Origin of the sequence: Oceanibaculum nanhaiense (assembly GCF_002148795.1) — a bacterium.
In the GTDB taxonomy this organism is placed as follows: domain Bacteria; phylum Pseudomonadota; class Alphaproteobacteria; order Oceanibaculales; family Oceanibaculaceae; genus Oceanibaculum; species Oceanibaculum nanhaiense.
On the sequence record NZ_MPOB01000008.1, the window covers coordinates 65,815 to 82,018 of the forward strand.

The 16,204-nt window shown below is 68.9% G+C and carries 13 protein-coding genes; all 13 read left to right on the forward strand.

The annotated features are described in order from the left end of the window. Positions 1-4: 4 nt before the first annotated feature. Complete coding sequence (locus BKM74_RS14365) at positions 5-1,462, forward strand: UDP-N-acetylmuramoyl-L-alanyl-D-glutamate--2,6-diaminopimelate ligase (protein WP_086466405.1); 1,458 nt, start codon at positions 5-7, stop codon at positions 1,460-1,462. Continuing rightward, positions 1,459-2,880: a UDP-N-acetylmuramoyl-tripeptide--D-alanyl-D-alanine ligase gene (locus tag BKM74_RS14370; protein WP_245825946.1), complete on the forward strand. Its 1,422-nt coding sequence runs from the start codon at positions 1,459-1,461 to the stop codon at positions 2,878-2,880. The genes BKM74_RS14365 and BKM74_RS14370 overlap by 4 nt, the downstream gene beginning before the upstream one ends. Positions 2,881-2,883: 3 nt before the next feature. Beyond that, positions 2,884-3,972, forward strand: coding sequence for a phospho-N-acetylmuramoyl-pentapeptide-transferase (gene mraY / locus BKM74_RS14375; RefSeq protein WP_086466407.1), 1,089 nt, complete (start codon positions 2,884-2,886; stop codon positions 3,970-3,972). Between the two features lie 10 nt (positions 3,973-3,982). Further along, positions 3,983-5,398 carry a UDP-N-acetylmuramoyl-L-alanine--D-glutamate ligase gene (murD, locus tag BKM74_RS14380; protein ID WP_086466408.1) on the forward strand — a complete coding sequence of 472 codons (1,416 nt, stop codon included), beginning with the start codon at positions 3,983-3,985 and terminating at the stop codon, positions 5,396-5,398. After that, complete coding sequence (locus BKM74_RS14385; RefSeq protein WP_086466409.1) at positions 5,395-6,516, forward strand: FtsW/RodA/SpoVE family cell cycle protein; 1,122 nt, start codon at positions 5,395-5,397, stop codon at positions 6,514-6,516. Before murD ends, BKM74_RS14385 begins: the two co-directional genes overlap by 4 nt. Continuing rightward, complete coding sequence (gene murG, locus BKM74_RS14390) at positions 6,513-7,682, forward strand: undecaprenyldiphospho-muramoylpentapeptide beta-N-acetylglucosaminyltransferase (protein ID WP_086466410.1); 1,170 nt, start codon at positions 6,513-6,515, stop codon at positions 7,680-7,682. Before BKM74_RS14385 ends, murG begins: the two co-directional genes overlap by 4 nt. Further along, entirely contained in the window at positions 7,679-9,118 is a 1,440-nt protein-coding gene (gene murC, locus BKM74_RS14395; protein WP_086466411.1) for a UDP-N-acetylmuramate--L-alanine ligase, read from the forward strand. The genes murG and murC overlap by 4 nt, the downstream gene beginning before the upstream one ends. Continuing rightward, positions 9,115-10,089, forward strand: coding sequence for a UDP-N-acetylmuramate dehydrogenase (gene murB, locus BKM74_RS14400; protein WP_086466412.1), 975 nt, complete (start codon positions 9,115-9,117; stop codon positions 10,087-10,089). The genes murC and murB overlap by 4 nt, the downstream gene beginning before the upstream one ends. After that, on the forward strand, positions 10,086-11,012 hold the full coding sequence (locus BKM74_RS14405) for a D-alanine--D-alanine ligase (RefSeq protein ID WP_086466413.1): 927 nt from the start codon (positions 10,086-10,088) through the stop codon (positions 11,010-11,012). Before murB ends, BKM74_RS14405 begins: the two co-directional genes overlap by 4 nt. Continuing rightward, a complete protein-coding gene (locus BKM74_RS14410; RefSeq protein WP_086466414.1) occupies positions 11,000-11,857 on the forward strand; it encodes a cell division protein FtsQ/DivIB in 858 nt (285 codons plus the stop codon). The genes BKM74_RS14405 and BKM74_RS14410 overlap by 13 nt, the downstream gene beginning before the upstream one ends. Continuing rightward, positions 11,857-13,110: a cell division protein FtsA gene (gene ftsA / locus BKM74_RS14415; protein WP_086466415.1), complete on the forward strand. Its 1,254-nt coding sequence runs from the start codon at positions 11,857-11,859 to the stop codon at positions 13,108-13,110. The genes BKM74_RS14410 and ftsA overlap by 1 nt, the downstream gene beginning before the upstream one ends. Before the next feature lie 64 nt (positions 13,111-13,174). Continuing rightward, positions 13,175-14,902 carry a cell division protein FtsZ gene (gene ftsZ / locus BKM74_RS14420; protein ID WP_086466416.1) on the forward strand — a complete coding sequence of 576 codons (1,728 nt, stop codon included), beginning with the start codon at positions 13,175-13,177 and terminating at the stop codon, positions 14,900-14,902. Between the two features lie 351 nt (positions 14,903-15,253). Beyond that, positions 15,254-16,159, forward strand: a complete 906-nt coding sequence (gene lpxC, locus BKM74_RS14425; RefSeq protein WP_086466468.1) for a UDP-3-O-acyl-N-acetylglucosamine deacetylase — start codon at positions 15,254-15,256, stop codon at positions 16,157-16,159. Positions 16,160-16,204 lie beyond the last annotated feature (45 nt).

The window sequence follows — 16,204 nt, forward strand, 5'->3', positions numbered from 1 at the left end:
CCTCATGAATGGCGACAAGCCAGCCGACGCGGCCATCGCCGCCAGCCTGAACATTGATATCGAAGGGCTGACGGCGGATTCCCGTCAGGTCCGCCCCGGCTTTCTGTTCGCCGCCTTGCCCGGGACCAAGGAAGATGGCAGCAGCTTCATCGCCGACGCCATCGGGCGCGGCGCGCGCGCCGTGCTGGCCCCCGCCGGCATTACGCTGGACAGTCCGGTTCCCGTAATAGCCGACGCCAACCCGCGGCTGCGGCTGGCCCGCATGGCGGCGCGCTTCTTCGGCCAGCAGCCGGAAACCGTGGTCGCCGTGACCGGCACCAACGGCAAGACTTCCGTTGCCGATTTCACCCGTCAGATCTGGACCCGGCTGGGCCGCAAGGCCGCCAGCATGGGCACCCTTGGCGTGATTGCCCCTGACTTGCCGAGCAGCAAGGGGCTTACGACCCCGGACCCGGTGGAGCTGCACCGCGTTCTGGCGGAGCTTGCCGGTTCCGGGGTCGGCTTTTTGGCGATGGAAGCCTCCAGCCACGGGCTCGACCAGTTCCGGCTGGACGGGGTCCGGGTGCGGGCCGCCGCCTTCGTCAATCTGGCACGCGACCATCTCGATTATCACGGCACCATGGAGGCCTATTTCGCCGCCAAGGCGCAGCTGTTCGACCGGGTGATGGCGCCCGGCGGCACGGCGGTGCTGAATGCCGACAGCCCCCACTTCCCTGCCCTCGTCGAGATTTGCGCCCGGCGCGGCCACCGCGTGCTCAGCTTCGGCCGCTCGGCCGGTGCCGATTTCCGGCTGGTGGACCGGCTGCCACGCCCCGATGGCCAGACACTCGGGCTGATCCTGAACGCCAGGGCGCGCGAGATCGACCTGCCACTGGCCGGCGGCTTCCAGGCGATGAACGCGCTGGCCGCCCTGGGCCTTGTCACCGCGACCGGGGCAAAGCTGGACGAGGCGCTGGCCGCGCTGGAAACCCTGCAAGGCGTGCCGGGCCGGCTGCAGCGCGTCGCCACGCTGGAAAATGGCGCCGCCATCTATGTCGATTACGCGCACAAGCCGGGCGCGCTGGAAGCGGTGCTGACGGAAATCCGCCCCTTCACCACCGGCCAGCTTTGGGTGGTGTTCGGCTGCGGCGGCGACCGCGACCGCGGCAAGCGGCCGATGATGGGCGAGATCGCCCAGCGCCTTGCCGACCGCGTGATCGTGACCGACGACAATCCGCGCAGCGAGAGCCCGGCAGCGATCCGCGCCGAGGTGATGCAGGCCTGCCCGGACGCCACCGAGATCGGCGACCGGGCCGAGGCGATCCACGCCGCCATCAGCGGCCTGGGTGCCGGCGACGTGCTGGTGATCGCCGGCAAGGGTCACGAGCAGGGTCAGGAGATCGCCGGCGAAACCCGGCCGTTCGACGATGTGGCGGTGGCGCGGGCCGCCGTGCAGGCGCTGGGCCTTGGGGGTGCGGCATGACCGAACCTCAGATGACCAGGCCGCTCTGGACCTCCGCTGATGCCGTTGCCGCCACCGGCGGGAAGAACAGCCGGGACTGGCAGGCCTTCGGCGTGTCCATCGACAGCCGGACAGTGGCGGAGGGCGATTTGTTCGTCGCCCTGAAGGGGGATGCTTTCGACGGCCATGACTATGTAGGAGACGCCCTGGGTGGGGGGGCGGCCGCGCTGCTGGTCGAGCGGCGACCGGAGGGGGTATCGGCGGAGACGCCGGTACTGGAGGTCGCCTCGACCCTGGAAGCGCTCGAGAAACTCGGGCGCTTCCAGCGCGGCCGTAGCGGGGCGAAGGCGATTGCCGTCACCGGCAGCGTCGGCAAGACCGGCTCCAAGGAGATGCTGCGCGTCGGCCTGTCCGCGCTGGGCAAGACCCACGCCAGCGTGGCCAGCTTCAACAACCATATCGGCGCGCCGCTGACGCTGGCCCGCCTGCCGCTGGATGCCGAGTATCTGGTCTCCGAACTCGGCATGAACCATCGCGGCGAGCTGGCGCCGCTGGCGCGCATGGTGCAGCCGGACGTGGCGCTGATCACCAATGTGGAAGCGGTGCATGCCGGGCATTTTGCCTCCGAGGAGGAGATCGCCGAGGAAAAGGCCGACATCCTGCTGGGCGTGAAGGAAGGCGGCACCGCCGTGCTGAACCGCGACAACCGGCATTATGGCCGGCTGTGGGAGCGCGCCCGGAAGGCCGGCATCCGTACCATCGTCAGCTTCGGCACCGATCTTTCCGCCGATGCCTGCCTGCTGAACGCCGAACTGCGCCGTACCGACAGCCTGGTGCAGGCCATCGTCGCCCAGCGCCGGCTGCGCTACCGGCTGGCCGTGCCGGGCCGGCACTGGGTGCTGAACAGCCTGGGCGTGCTGGCCGGCATCGCCGCACTCGGCGGTGACGTGACGGTGGCCGCGGCGGCGCTGGAACAGGTCGAGGCGCCGAAAGGCCGGGGCCGGCAGGTCGAGATCGCCATCCCCGGCGGCACGCTGCTGCTGATCGACGAGAGCTACAATGCCAGCCCGCCCGCCGTGCGCGCGGCGCTGGACGTGCTGGCGATGACCAAGCCGAAGCCCGGTGGCCGGCGCATCCTGGTGCTGGGCGACATGCTGGAACTGGGCGACGGCGCGGCCGAGGCGCACAACGCGCTGGCGCAGCCGATCCAGGCCGCCGGCGCCGATCTGGTGTTCACCGCCGGACCGAACATGAACCGCATGGCAGAAAGCCTGCCGCGCGGCCTGCAGGGCGGCAGCGGCGACGACACAAAGGCGCTGGCGCCGCTGGTCGGCGCGCTGGTGCATGCCGGCGACGTGGTTCTGGTGAAGGGCAGCCTTGGCATGAAGATGGCGCGCGTGGTGGATGCCCTGCTGGCGCTGCGCACGGGGGAGAACTGACCGATGCTGCCGCTTCTCCTCACCCCGCTCGCGGACATGTTCAGCGCCTTCAACCTGTTCCGCTACCTGACGTTCCGGACCGGCGGCGCGGTCATCACCGCGCTTGCCATCGCCTTCCTGATGGGCCCGGCCGTCATCGGCTGGCTGAAGGCCAAGCAGCGCGAGGGCCAGCCGATCCGCGAGGATGGGCCGGAAAGCCACCTGCTGACCAAGAAGGGCACGCCGACCATGGGCGGCGCCCTGATCCTGCTGGCGCTGGCGGTTTCCACCCTGCTGTGGGCGGATCTGCGCAACCTCTATGTCTGGACCGTGCTGCTGGTGACCTGCGGCTTCGGGCTGATCGGCTTCTTCGACGATTTCCTGAAGCTGACCAAGCGCAACGCCAAGGGCCTGCCGGGCCGCCTCAAGCTGGCCGGCCAGCTGGCCGTCAGCCTGGCCGCCGCCCTGATGTTCGCCTGGATCAGCGAAGACCCGCTTTCGACCAGCCTGACCGTGCCGTTCTTCAAGGCGCTGCTGATCGACCTAGGCTGGTTCTTCATCATCTTCGCGGCACTGGTCATGGTGGGATCCTCCAACGCCGTCAACCTGACCGACGGGCTGGACGGGCTGGCCATCGTGCCGGTGATGATCGCCGCCTCCTGCTTCGCGCTGATCGCCTATCTGGCCGGCAATGCGGTGTTCGCCAATTACCTGCAGATCCAGCATGTGCCGGGCACCGGCGAGCTGGCGGTGCTGTGCGGCGCGCTGGTCGGCGCCGGCCTTGGCTTCCTGTGGTACAACGCGCCGCCTGCCATGGTGTTCATGGGCGACACCGGCTCGCTGGCGCTGGGCGGCGGGCTGGGCGCGATTTCCGTCGCCACCAAGCACGAGCTGGTGCTGGCCATCATCGGCGGGCTGTTCGTGCTGGAGACCGTCTCGGTCATCGTCCAGGTGCTGTCCTTCAAGCTGACCGGCAAGCGCGTCTTCCGCATGGCGCCGCTGCACCATCACTACGAAAAGAAGGGCTGGGCCGAATCGACCATCGTGATCCGGTTCTGGATCATCGCCGTGGTGCTGGCGATCGCCGGCCTGTCCACCCTGAAGCTGCGGTGAGGGGGACGGCATGATCAATCTCTCCCGCTTCGCCAACCGTCGTATCGCCGTGATGGGCCTCGCCCGCTCCGGCCTCGCCAGCGTGTCCGCCCTCTTGCAGGCCGGCGCCGAGGTGCTGGCCTGGGACGACAACGCGGACCGCCGCGCCGAGGCGGAAAAGCTGGGCGCTGCCGTCACCGACCTGGCCACCGCCGACTGGTCCGGCATCGCCCTCGCGGTGTGGAGCCCCGGCATCCCGCACAGCTTCCCGGTGCCGCACCCCGCCGCCCTTGCCGCGAAGGCGGCCGGCGTGGCGCTGGTCTGCGACATCGAGCTACTGGCGCTGGCCAACCCACAGGCACGCTTCGTCGGCATCACCGGCACCAACGGCAAATCCACCACCACGGCGCTGGTCGGCCATATCCTGAAGCAGGCCGGCTGCATGGCGGAGATCGGCGGCAATCTCGGCATGGCGGCATTGACGCTGACGCCGCTGGGGGCCGACGGCATCTATGTGCTGGAACTGTCGAGCTACCAGATCGAGCTGCTGCGCGAGGCGCGCTTCGATGTGGCCGCGCTGCTGAACATCACGCCGGACCATCTCGACCGGCATGGCGGCTTCGACGGCTATGTCGCCGCCAAGCGCCATCTGTTCGACCAGCTGCCGGCAGACGGCACCGCCGTCATCGGGCTAGACGACGAGACCACGCGCGGCGTCGCCCGGGCACTGGGCCGCGGCATCCTGAGCCGGGGCGTTGTCGGCATCTCGGTCAGCCGGCCGGTGGTCGGCGGCGTCTATGTCGATGGCAGCATCGGTGGAGGGCGGCTGATCGATGCCCGCAACGGCAGCGCGCGCACGATCCTCGACCTGGCCGAGGCGCCGGCCCTGCCCGGATCGCACAACTGGCAGAACGCGGCGGCCGCCTACACCATCTGCACCGCCCTCGACGTGCCGGCCGAGGCGATCATCGCCGGTATCCGCAGCTTCCCCGGCCTCGCCCACCGGCAGGAGCGGGTCGCGGTGCTGGATGGCGTGACCTTCGTGAACGATTCCAAGGCGACCAACGCCGAGGCGACCGGGAAGGCGCTGGCCTGCTACGAGCGCATCTACTGGATCGCCGGCGGGCGCGCCAAGGAAGGCGGCATCGACGCGCTGGCCCCGCAGTTCGGGCGCGTGCGCCATGCCTATCTGATCGGCGAATCGGCCGATGGTTTCGCCGCCACGCTGGACGGCAAGCTGGCCTATTCCAAATGCGGCACGCTGCAGGAGGCACTGGCCGCTGCCGCGAAGGACGCACGCGGCACGGGCGGCGTGGTGCTGCTGTCGCCGGCCGCCGCCTCGTTCGACCAGTTCGACAATTTCGAGCAGCGCGGCGACCGCTTCCGCGATCTGGTGAAGGCGCTGGCCAGCGATGCCGCCGCCACGCTGACGGGAGGTGCCGCATGAGCGCGCTCTCCCGCAACGATACCAGCCTGTTCGGCCGCTGGTGGTGGACCATCGACCGCTGGAGCCTGGCGGCGTTGGGTCTCATCATAGGCTTCGGCGCGCTGATGATCCTGGCCGCCAGCCCGCCGGTGGCGGAACGCATCGGCCTCGACCAGTTCTATTTCGTGCGCCGCCATTTCGCGCTGCTGCCGGTCGCCATCGCCATGATGATCGGTGTGTCGCTGATGCAGCCGCGCACCGTGCGCCGGCTGGCGCTGATCGGCCTTGCCGGGACCCTCCTGCTGCTGGTGGCGGTGCTGCTGGGCGGCCCGGAAATCAAGGGTGCGCGGCGCTGGATCAACCTGGCCGGCTTTTCGCTGCAGCCCTCCGAATTCGCCAAGCCGTTCTTCGCGGTGATCGCCGGCTGGCTGTTCGCCGAATGGCGGCGCGGCGAGGGCTTCCCCGGCCATATCGCCGCCGGTGCGCTGTATCTGCTGGTCGTCAGCCTGCTGCTGATGCAGCCCGATCTCGGCCAGGCCGTGGTGCTGAGCGCGATCTTCTTCGGCCAGTTTTTCCTGGCCGGCATGCCCATCGCCTGGGTCGGCGGCGCGTTGCTGTTCGGCGTGTTCGGCCTGATCGGCACCTATTTCGCCTTCGATCATGTGGCCAGCCGCATCGACCGCTTCCTCGATCCGGCCTCGGGTGACAGCTACCAGGTCAACCGCTCGATGGAGGCCTTCATGAATGGCGGCCTGCTGGGGCGCGGTCCCGGCGAGGGCACGGTGAAGGCCTATATCCCCGACGCGCACGCCGATTTCGTGTTCGCCGTCGCCGGGGAGGAGCTGGGGCTGATCGCCTGCCTGCTGGTGCTGGTGCTGTTCGCCTTCGTGGTGCTGCGCGGCTTCGCCCGCGTGCTCAGCGAGCAGAATCTGTTCGTCATGCTGGCGGCCTCCGGCCTGCTGGCGCAGTTCGGCATCCAGGCGATCATCAATATGGGCTCCACCCTGCATATGATGCCAACCAAGGGCATGACCCTGCCCTTCGTCTCCTATGGCGGTTCCTCGCTGCTGGCGCTTGCCATCGGCATGGGCATGGCGCTGGCGCTGACCCGCCGCCGCGCCGGCGGAGGCCAGTCATGAGCGCCCCCCGGACGACCGTGAAGAAGACCATCGTGCTGGCTGCCGGCGGCACCGGCGGGCATCTGTTCCCGGCGCAGGCGCTGGCCCATGCGCTGCTGGCGCGCGGCTATGCCGTGGCACTGGTCACCGACCGCCGCGGCAAGGCGTTCGAGGCACCGGAAAACGCCGCCTTCAGCGTGCACCGCATCCGCGCCGAGGGCATCAGCAGGCCCGGCCTGGCGGCCAAGCTGGGCGGCATGGTCTCGCTGGGTCTCGGCACGCTGGACGCGTTGCTCCTGCTGCGCCGGCTGAAGCCCGCCATGGTGGTGGGGTTCGGCGGCTACCCCTCGGTGCCGACCGTGACCGCCGCCGGTCTGCAGGGCATCACCATCCTGCTGCATGAACAGAACGCCCTGCTGGGCCGCGCCAACCGGCTGCTGGCCAGCCGCGCCAGGCGTATCGCCACCTCCTTCGCAGAGGTTTCCGGTGTGAAGGAAGCCTTGCGCGACCGCCTCCGCTTCACCGGCAACCCGGTGCGGCCGGACATCGTCGCGGTGCGCCAGACCCCCTACCCGCCGGCCGAGATCGACGGCAAGCTGACGGTGCTGGTCACCGGCGGCAGCCAGGGCGCCACGGTGTTCTCCGACGTGATGCCCGCCGCCATCGCGCTCCTGCCCGAGACGGTGCGCCGCCGGTTGCGCATCGAGCAGCAGGCGCGGCCGGAAGATGTGGCCCGTGTCGAGGCCGCCTACAGCGGTATCGGCTTCCAGGCGGAGGTCGCCTCCTTCTTCTCCGACATGCCGGCACGGCTGACCCGCGCGCATCTGGCGATCTGCCGGTCCGGCGCCTCCACCGTGGCCGAACTGACGGCGGCCGGGCGGCCGGCGATCCTGGTGCCCTACCCGCACGCCATGGACGACCACCAGAGCGCCAACGCCCATGCCGTCGAGACGGCCGGCGGCGCCTGGGTCATGCCGCAGGACGCGTTCTGCGCCAAGGCGGTGGCCGACCGGCTGGAGATGCTGCTGACCATGCCGCAGAAGCTGAACGCCGCCGCGCTGAAGATGCGTGAGGCCGGCACGCCGGACGCGGTCGAGCGGCTGGCCGATCTGGTGACGGCGGAACTTCCCGCGAATGGCGACAGCCTTCGCCATACCTCCCCGGAACCGCAGGAGAAGGCGGCATGAGGGCGCTTCCACTCGATATCGGCATTGTGCATTTCGTCGGCATCGGCGGTATCGGCATGAGTGGCATCGCCGAGGTACTGCTGAATCTGGGCTATGAGGTGCAGGGCAGCGATCTCGCCGACAGCCCCAATGTGAAGCGCCTGCGCGAGCGCGGCGTAACCGTCCATATCGGCCACCGCGAGGAGAATATCGGCGACGCCGCCGTGGTCGTCATCTCCTCGGCGGTGAAGCAGGACAATCCCGAGGTGGTGGCCGCCCGCGCCCGCTTCGTCCCGGTGGTGCGCCGCGCCGAAATGCTGGGCGAGCTGATGCGCCTGAAATGGTCCATCGCGATTGCCGGCACCCATGGCAAGACGACGACGACTTCGCTGGTCGCCTCGATCCTGGACACCGCCGAACTCGACCCGACGGTCATCAATGGCGGCATCATCAACGCCTGGGCCAGCAATGCCCGGCTCGGCACCGGCGACTGGATGGTGGTGGAAGCGGACGAGAGCGACGGCACCTTCACCAAGCTGCCGGCGACCATCGGCCTGGTCACCAACATCGACCCCGAGCATCTCGACCATTACGGCAGCTTCGAGAAGGTGCAGGAGGCGTTCCGCACCTTCATCGAGAACATCCCGTTCTACGGCTTCGCCGCCATGTGCCTCGACCATCCGGTGGTGCAGTCGCTGATCGGCCAGATTCCCGACCGCCGCATCGTCACCTACGGCATGAGCCCGCAGGCCGAGGTGCGCGGCGTCGATATCGAGATCAGCCCGGCCGGTGCGCGCTTCTCGGTCATCTTCGGGCCGCGTTCGCGCAATGAGGGCCGCGCCTTCAAGGATCTGATCCTGCCGATGTACGGCATGCACAATGTGCAGAACGCGCTGGGCGCGGTCGCCATCGCCGCCGAGATGGGGCTGGAGGAGGAGACGATCCGCCGGGCGCTGGCGAATTTCGCCGGCGTGAAGCGGCGCTTCACCCGCACCGGCGAGTCGAACGGCATCGCGGTGATCGACGATTACGGCCATCACCCGGTGGAGATTTCCGCCGTGCTGGCCGCCGCGCGCGGTGCCTGCCCGGACGGCAAGGTGATCGCCGTGGTGCAGCCGCACCGCTACAGCCGGCTGGAAAGCCTGTTCGAGGAATTCTGCACCTGTTTCAACGACGCCGATTCGGTGCTGGTGGCCGATGTCTATGCCGCCGGCGAGCAGCCCATCGAGGGCATGGACAAGGACCGGCTGGTGGCCGGCCTGCAGGCCCATGGCCATCGCAGCGTCTCCCCGCTGTCCGGGCCTGAGTCGCTGGCGAAGAGGATCGCCGCCATCGCCAGGCCGGGCGACATGGTGGTCTGCCTCGGCGCCGGGTCGATCACCAACTGGGCCAACGCCCTGCCGACCGAACTGGATGCCGTGTTCGGCGTCGAGGCCAGCCGGAGGGCACGCTCATGAAGGCGGTGCGCAAAGCCATGACCAGTCTGATCGAACGTCTGCCGGCGGTCCGGGGCCGCTATACCGAGGATGCCGACCTCGCCAAGACCACCTGGTTCCGCTGCGGCGGCCCGGCCGAGGTGCTGTTCCGCCCGGCCGATGCCGACGATCTGGTGGAGTTCCTCGCCAGCCGCCCGGCCGATGTGCCGGTGACGGTGATCGGCGTCGGCTCCAACCTGCTGATCCGCGACGGCGGCGTGCCGGGCGTGGTGATCCGGCTGGCCCGCGGCTTCACCGAGGTCAGCGTCGAGGGCGAACAGCTCCGCGCCGGCGCCGGCGCGCTGGACCTGAATGTGGCGCTGACCGCGCAGCAGGCCGGCCTCACCGACCTTGAATTCTTCTCCGGCATCCCCGGCACGGTCGGCGGCGCGCTGCGCATGAATGCCGGCGCCTATGGCGGCGAGATCAAGGACGTGCTGATCGAGGCCGAGGCGGTCGATCCGTTCGGCAAGCGGCACCGGCTGGACGCGGCGGCGATGGGCTTCTCCTACCGCCGGTCCACCGTACCGGCGGGCTGGATCTTCCTGTCCGCCCTGCTGCAGGGCCGACCCGGCGACCCCGCCGCCATCGCCCAGCGCATGGCCGATATCCGCAAGAGCCGCGAGGAAACGCAGCCGACCCGCGCGCGCACCGGCGGCTCCACCTTCAAGAACCCGGAAGGGCATCCAGGGGCGCTCCGGGCCTGGCAGCTGATCGACAAGGCCGGCTGCCGCGGCCTGCGCATCGGTGACGCCATGGTGTCGGACAAGCATTGCAACTTCCTGATCAACACCGGCGCGGCCACCGCCACCGACATCGAGACGCTGGGCGAGGAAGTGCGCCGCCGCGTGTTCGAGAATTCCGGCATCCGGCTGGACTGGGAAATCCGCCGCATCGGCGTGCCGTCGCAGCGCGGCCCCGGCGCCGTGGTCGAAGCGGGAGAGCCGGCATGAAGACGCGCGCCGACACCCACGTCGCCGTGCTGATGGGCGGCTGGTCGGCCGAGCGCGAAGTGTCGCTGGTCAGCGGCCGCGAATGCGCCAAGGCGCTGCGCCAGGCCGGCTACCGCGTCACCGAGATCGACATGGACCGCAAGATCGCCGAGGTGCTGGGCAAGCTGAAGCCGGATGTGGTGTTCAACGCGCTGCACGGCCCGATCGGCGAGGACGGCAATGTGCAGGGCCTGCTGAACATCCTGGGCATCCCCTACACCCATTCCGGCGTCCTGGCCTCGTCCATCGCCATGCACAAGCCGGCGGCCAAGCAGCTGTTCGCCGGTGTCGGGCTGCGCTGCCCGGAAGGCCGCATCGTCGGCAAGAAGGACGTGGTGCTGGAGCATCCGATGCAGCCGCCCTACGTGCTGAAGCCGATCGACGAGGGTTCTTCCATCGGCGTGCGCATCGTCGAGAAGGGCAGCAACGCGCCGATGCTGAACGGCGACTGGCCGTTCGGCGAGGAAGTGCTGGTGGAGACCTATATCCCCGGTCGCGAGCTGACCGTCGGCGTGATGTCCGGCAAGGCAATGGCGGTGACCGAGCTGGTGACCGACGACGGCTTCTACGATTACGAGAACAAATACGCCGCGACCAGCCGGACCCGGCACATCGTCCCGGCGGAACTGCCGCGTCCGGTCTATGAGCAGGCGCTGCGCATGGCCGAGGAGGCGCATGCCGTGCTGGGCTGCCGGGGCGTGAGCCGCGCCGATTTCCGCTATGACGACACCAAGGAAGAGACCGGCACGCTGTACCTGTTGGAGGTCAACACCCAGCCCGGCATGACACCGGCCTCGCTGGTGCCCGAACAGGCCGCCCATCTCGGCATCTCCTTCCCCGAACTGGTGGCCCGCATGGTCGAGGAGGCGCGATGCGACTCCTGACCGGCACCATCGCCAGCACCAGCAAGCGCCGGGCGGCCCCGCGCCGCCGGGTCCAGCCGCGCTGGGTGAAGCCCGTGGCGCGGACCAGCGCCGTTCTGGCGCTGCTGGCCGGGCTGGCCGGCGGCGGCTGGTATCTGTGGTCCAGCGACACCATCCCGGAAGCGGCGATGGAGCTGCGTGCCGATGCGCTGGAACTGAGCCGCGAGGCCGGCCTCGCCGTTGCCGACGTGCTGCTGGAAGGCCGCGAGCGCACCGATGCCGGGCTGCTGCTGGCCGTCCTCGACGTGAAGCGCGGCGACGCGCTGCTGGGCATCGACGTGGCCGCCGCCCGCGAGCGGCTGGAAGCGATCAACTGGGTGCGCAGCGCGGTGATCGAGCGCCGCCTGCCGCACACGCTGTATGTCCGCATCGAGGAACGCCAGCCGATGGCGCTGTGGCAGCGCGACGACCGGCTGGTGCTGGTCGATGCCGAGGGCGTGGTGATCCTGCGCGACAACATTGCCGCCTTTGGCCACCTGCCGGTGCTGGTCGGTGACGATGCGCCGCTGGAAGCGCCGGCCCTGCTGGCGATGCTGGAGACCGCGCCGGAGCTGCGCGCCCGTGTGCGGGCCGCCACCCTGGTCGGGGAGCGGCGCTGGAACCTGCTGTTCGACAATGGCATCGACGTCCGCCTGCCGGAGGAAAATCCGATGGGTGCCTGGACCCGCCTCGCCGCGCTGGAGCGCGAGCACAAGGTGCTGGCCAAGGATGTCATTGCCATCGATCTGCGCTTCGCCGACCGGCTGGTCGTGCGGGTGGCCCCCGACACGGCGAAGCGTCTGCGTAACCCCGGGAAAAATACCTGATGAGCAAGAGCCTCACCAAACCCCGCACCGGACTGGTCGCCGCGCTGGATATCGGCACGACCAAGATCGCCTGCTTCATCGCGCGCATCGATCATGGCGTGCCGCGCGTCGTCGGCATCGGCCATCAGGTCAGCCGCGGCCTGCGCTCCGGTGCCATCGTCGATATGGAGGCGGCCGAGGAATCCATCCTGAACGCCGTTCATGCCGCCGAGAAGATGGCGAACGAGACGGTGCGCCAGGTGGTGGTGAACGTATCGGGCGGCCACCCCGCCTCGCACACCATCGGCGTCGAGGTGGCGCTGGGCGGCCAGGAAATCGGCGAGCGCGACGTACGCCGCGTGCTGAGTCAGGGCCGCACCCAGCAGGAGCCGGAAGACCGGCAACTCATCCACTCCATCCCCATCGGCTTCTCCATCGACGGCAGCCGGGGCATCAAGGATCCGCGTGGCATGTTCGGCCAGCGGCTTGGCGCCGACATCCATGTCGTCACCGCCCAGGCCGGCGTGCTGCGCAACCTGACCACCGTGGTGCAGCGCTGCCATCTGGACATTGAGGCGCTGGTCGTCTCGCCCTACGCCTCCGGCCTCGCGGCCCTGGTCGAGGACGAGATGGAGCTGGGCGTCACCGTCATCGACATGGGCGGCGGCACCACCACGGTCGCCGTGTTCTTCGAGGGCCAGGTGGTGTTCACCGACATGGTGCCGATCGGCGGCGGCCATGTGACCAGCGACATCGCGCGCGGCCTGACCACGCCGCTGGCCGAGGCCGAGCGCATGAAGACGCTGTATGGCAGCGCGATCTCCTCGCCGCTCGACGACCGCGAGGTGATCGACGTGCCGCTGGTTGGCGAGGACCGCCACACCAGCCCGAACCATGTGCCGAAAAGCTTCCTGGTCTCGATCATCCAGCCGCGCCTGGAGGAGACCTTCGAGCATGTGCGCTCACGCCTGGAAATTTCCGGCTTCGACAAGCTGGCCGGCCGGCGCGTGGTGCTGACCGGCGGCGCCAGCCAGCTGCCGGGCGTGCGCGACATGGCGCAGCTGGTGCTCGACAAGCAGGTCCGCATGGGCCGGCCGATACGGGCGCACGGGCTGGCGGATTCCACGGGCGGGCCGGCTTTCGCCACCTGCGCCGGACTGTTGACCTACGCGGTCAACGAACAGATCGACGTCGCGCTGCTGAAGCGCGGCGACAACGAGGCACCCGCCGGCCTGATGGGCCGGATCGGGTCGTGGCTGCGGGAGAACTTCTGATGCTGGGAAACAGGGGTTCGACGCAGTCTTTTTTCAACGATGGTATGAGCAAGCGGAGGGCACAATGACCATCAATATCTCTCTACCGAACGAGCCGGACCTGAAGCCGCGGATCACCGTGATCGGTGTCGGCGGTGCCGGCGGTAACGCGGTCAACAACATGATCCGCTCGAACCTCACCGGGGTCGAGTTCGTGGTTGCCAACACCGATGCGCAGTCGATCGCGCAGTCGGTTTCCGAGCGGCGTATCCAGCTCGGCACCTCGGTGACGCAGGGTCTGGGCGCGGGTTCGCGGCCGGAAGTCGGTCGTGCGGCGGCGGAAGCCTCCATCGACGAGATTCTGGAGCATCTCGAAGGCTCCAACATGTGCTTCATCACCGCCGGCATGGGCGGCGGCACCGGCACCGGTGCGGCGCCGGTCATCGCCCAGGCAGCGCGTGAGCGCGACATCCTGACGGTTGGCGTGGTCACCAAGCCGTTCCATTTCGAGGGCCATCACCGCATGCGCCTTGCCGAAGCCGGCATCGAGGAACTGCAGCAATATGTCGATACCCTCATCATCATCCCGAACCAGAACCTGTTCCGGGTGGCGAACGAGAAGACCACTTTCGCCGACGCCTTCAAGATGGCCGACGATGTGCTACATGCCGGCGTGCGCGGCGTAACCGACCTGATGGTCATGCCGGGCCTGATCAACCTGGACTTCGCCGACATCCGCACGGTCATGAGCGAGATGGGCAAGGCGATGATGGGCACCGGCCAGGCATCCGGCGACCGCCGGGCCATCGACGCGGCCGAGGCGGCGATCAACAACCCGCTGCTCGACGACACCTCAATGAAGGGCGCACGCGGCCTGCTGATCAACGTCACCGGCGGCCCGGACATGACCTTGTTCGAGGTTGACGAGGCGGCCAACCGCATCCGCGAGGAAGTCGATTCCGACGCCAACATCATCTTCGGCGCCACCTTCGACGACACGCTGGAAGGCCAGATGCGGGTCTCCATCGTCTCCACCGGCATCGAGGCGGAGGCGCAGACCCTGAACCGTCCGGCGGCCCGCCCGCAGCTCAGTGTGGTCGCCTCGCGCAACCGCACCGCCGCTGGCGCACCGGCGGCCGCCCCCGCGGCCGCTACCGCCACCGGCTTCGCCGGCATCCCGCTGAACAGCGGCAGCCTGAGTGCGGGCATGGGCGGCAGCATGGGCAACCATGCCACCGCACTGGCCTACAAGCTGGACGAGGAGGAGACACTGGATCTCGGTGTCGCCGAGGCCGCTCCCGCCGAAGCGAAACCTGCCGAGCAGGCCAGCGCCACGGCGGAACCGGTGCGGAACGAGACCGAAGCTGCGGCAAGCACCCCGGCAAGCGCTCCGGCGACCGCCCCGGCCACGGCAGAAGCCAAGGCGGCGGCGCCGTTCATCGCCCCACGCCCGGTCACCCCGGCGAACCGTCCGGCTGCAGCCGCCGGCAGGGCCGACCCGTTCGCCGAGGCCGCGATGGCCAATGGCGCAAGGCCGGCCGCCGAAAAGCGTGGCCCCAGCCTGTTCCAGAAGGTCACCGGCATGATGCGTGGCCAGGACAGCGGCACCGCCCCGGCGGCGCAGCAGCCCGCAGCGCAGAAGCCGGCAATGCCGGCAGCCGCCGCACCGCGCGCCTCGGCACCGTTGCCGCCGGCCGCACCAGCCGCGCAGCCGCGCCTTGGCGGGCTCGATTCGGCTGACCGTCTGCGCAGCTCGCAGGCCGACGAGGACATGCTGGAAATCCCGGCTTTCCTGCGTCGTCAGGCCAACTAAGCCGGCCGCCGGGCGATTATCCCCGGCAGTCCGGTTCCCAGCGTCGAACGGCACCCGTCCGGGCGAGACTCCGCCTCGCCCGGACGGACCGTTTCACGATTTCAAAAAAGCACTGCAAGATTTTGGAAGCAAAAGGCTTTTCCCGTAACAATTCGTTACAAAAGGTGATTTGAGGCAACCGTCCGGCACTGATAAAAGTTCTTAATAGACAAAGCGATTTTATTGCACGGACGAAAGGCCTTCGCGCCAATGCGTATTGACACGGCACTCATGGATCAGGTTCGCGGCTCCGCACACATGCATGGGGCTGACCATCCATATACCGGCCCTCACACGGGCCGCGCCCGCACCGTGCAGCTTCAGAAGACCCTACGCAACCCGGTTTCCTGCGTCGGCGTCGGCCTGCATTCCGGCGCCGAGGTGGTGCTGAGCCTGCTGCCCGCCGCACCCGATACCGGCATCCTCTTCCGCCGCACCGATGTGAGCCGCGGCGAGGCGACCATTCCCGCGCATTACGCCAATGTCGTCGATACCCGCCTGTGTACCCTGCTGGGCAATGCGGACGGCACCACGATTTCCACTGTCGAGCATCTGATGGCCGCCTTGGCCGGCTGCGGCATCGACAATGCCATCGTCGAGGTCGGCGGCCCGGAAGTGCCAATCATGGATGGCAGCGCCCACCCCTTCGTTTCGCTGATCGAAAGCGCCGATATCAGTGTGCAGGAGGCGCCGCGCCGCGTCATCCGCGTGCTGAAGCCGGTCGAGGTGCGCGAGGGCGATGTCTGGGCGCGGCTGGAGCCGGACACCGACTTCTCCATCGAGCTGGAGATCGATTTCGACAGCAAGGCCATCGCCCGCCAGACCTATAGCGGCCCGGCCCTGAATGGCGTGTTCAAGAGCGACATCAGCCGCGCGCGCACCTTCGGCTTCGCCCATGAGGTGGAGGCGATGCGCAAGGCCGGCCTCGGCCGTGGCGGCTCGCTGGAGAACGCCGTGGTGGTCGATGGCGACCGCATCCTGAACGCGGAAGGGCTGCGCTTCGACGACGAGTTCGTGCGTCACAAGGTGCTGGACTGCGTCGGCGACCTGTATCTCGCCGGGGCGCCGATCCTTGGCCGCTTCCAGGGCCGCAAGACCGGCCATGCCTTCAACAATCGCCTGCTGCGCGCGCTGTTCGCCGATCCCGATGCCTGGGAAATGGTGACGCTGGACGGCAACAACGCACACGGCAACGCGGCGCTGGCGCTTTCGGCGTAATCCTGGTCGCCTGACCTGAGTCTTTCAGCCTCGGCTTTCCGGCTA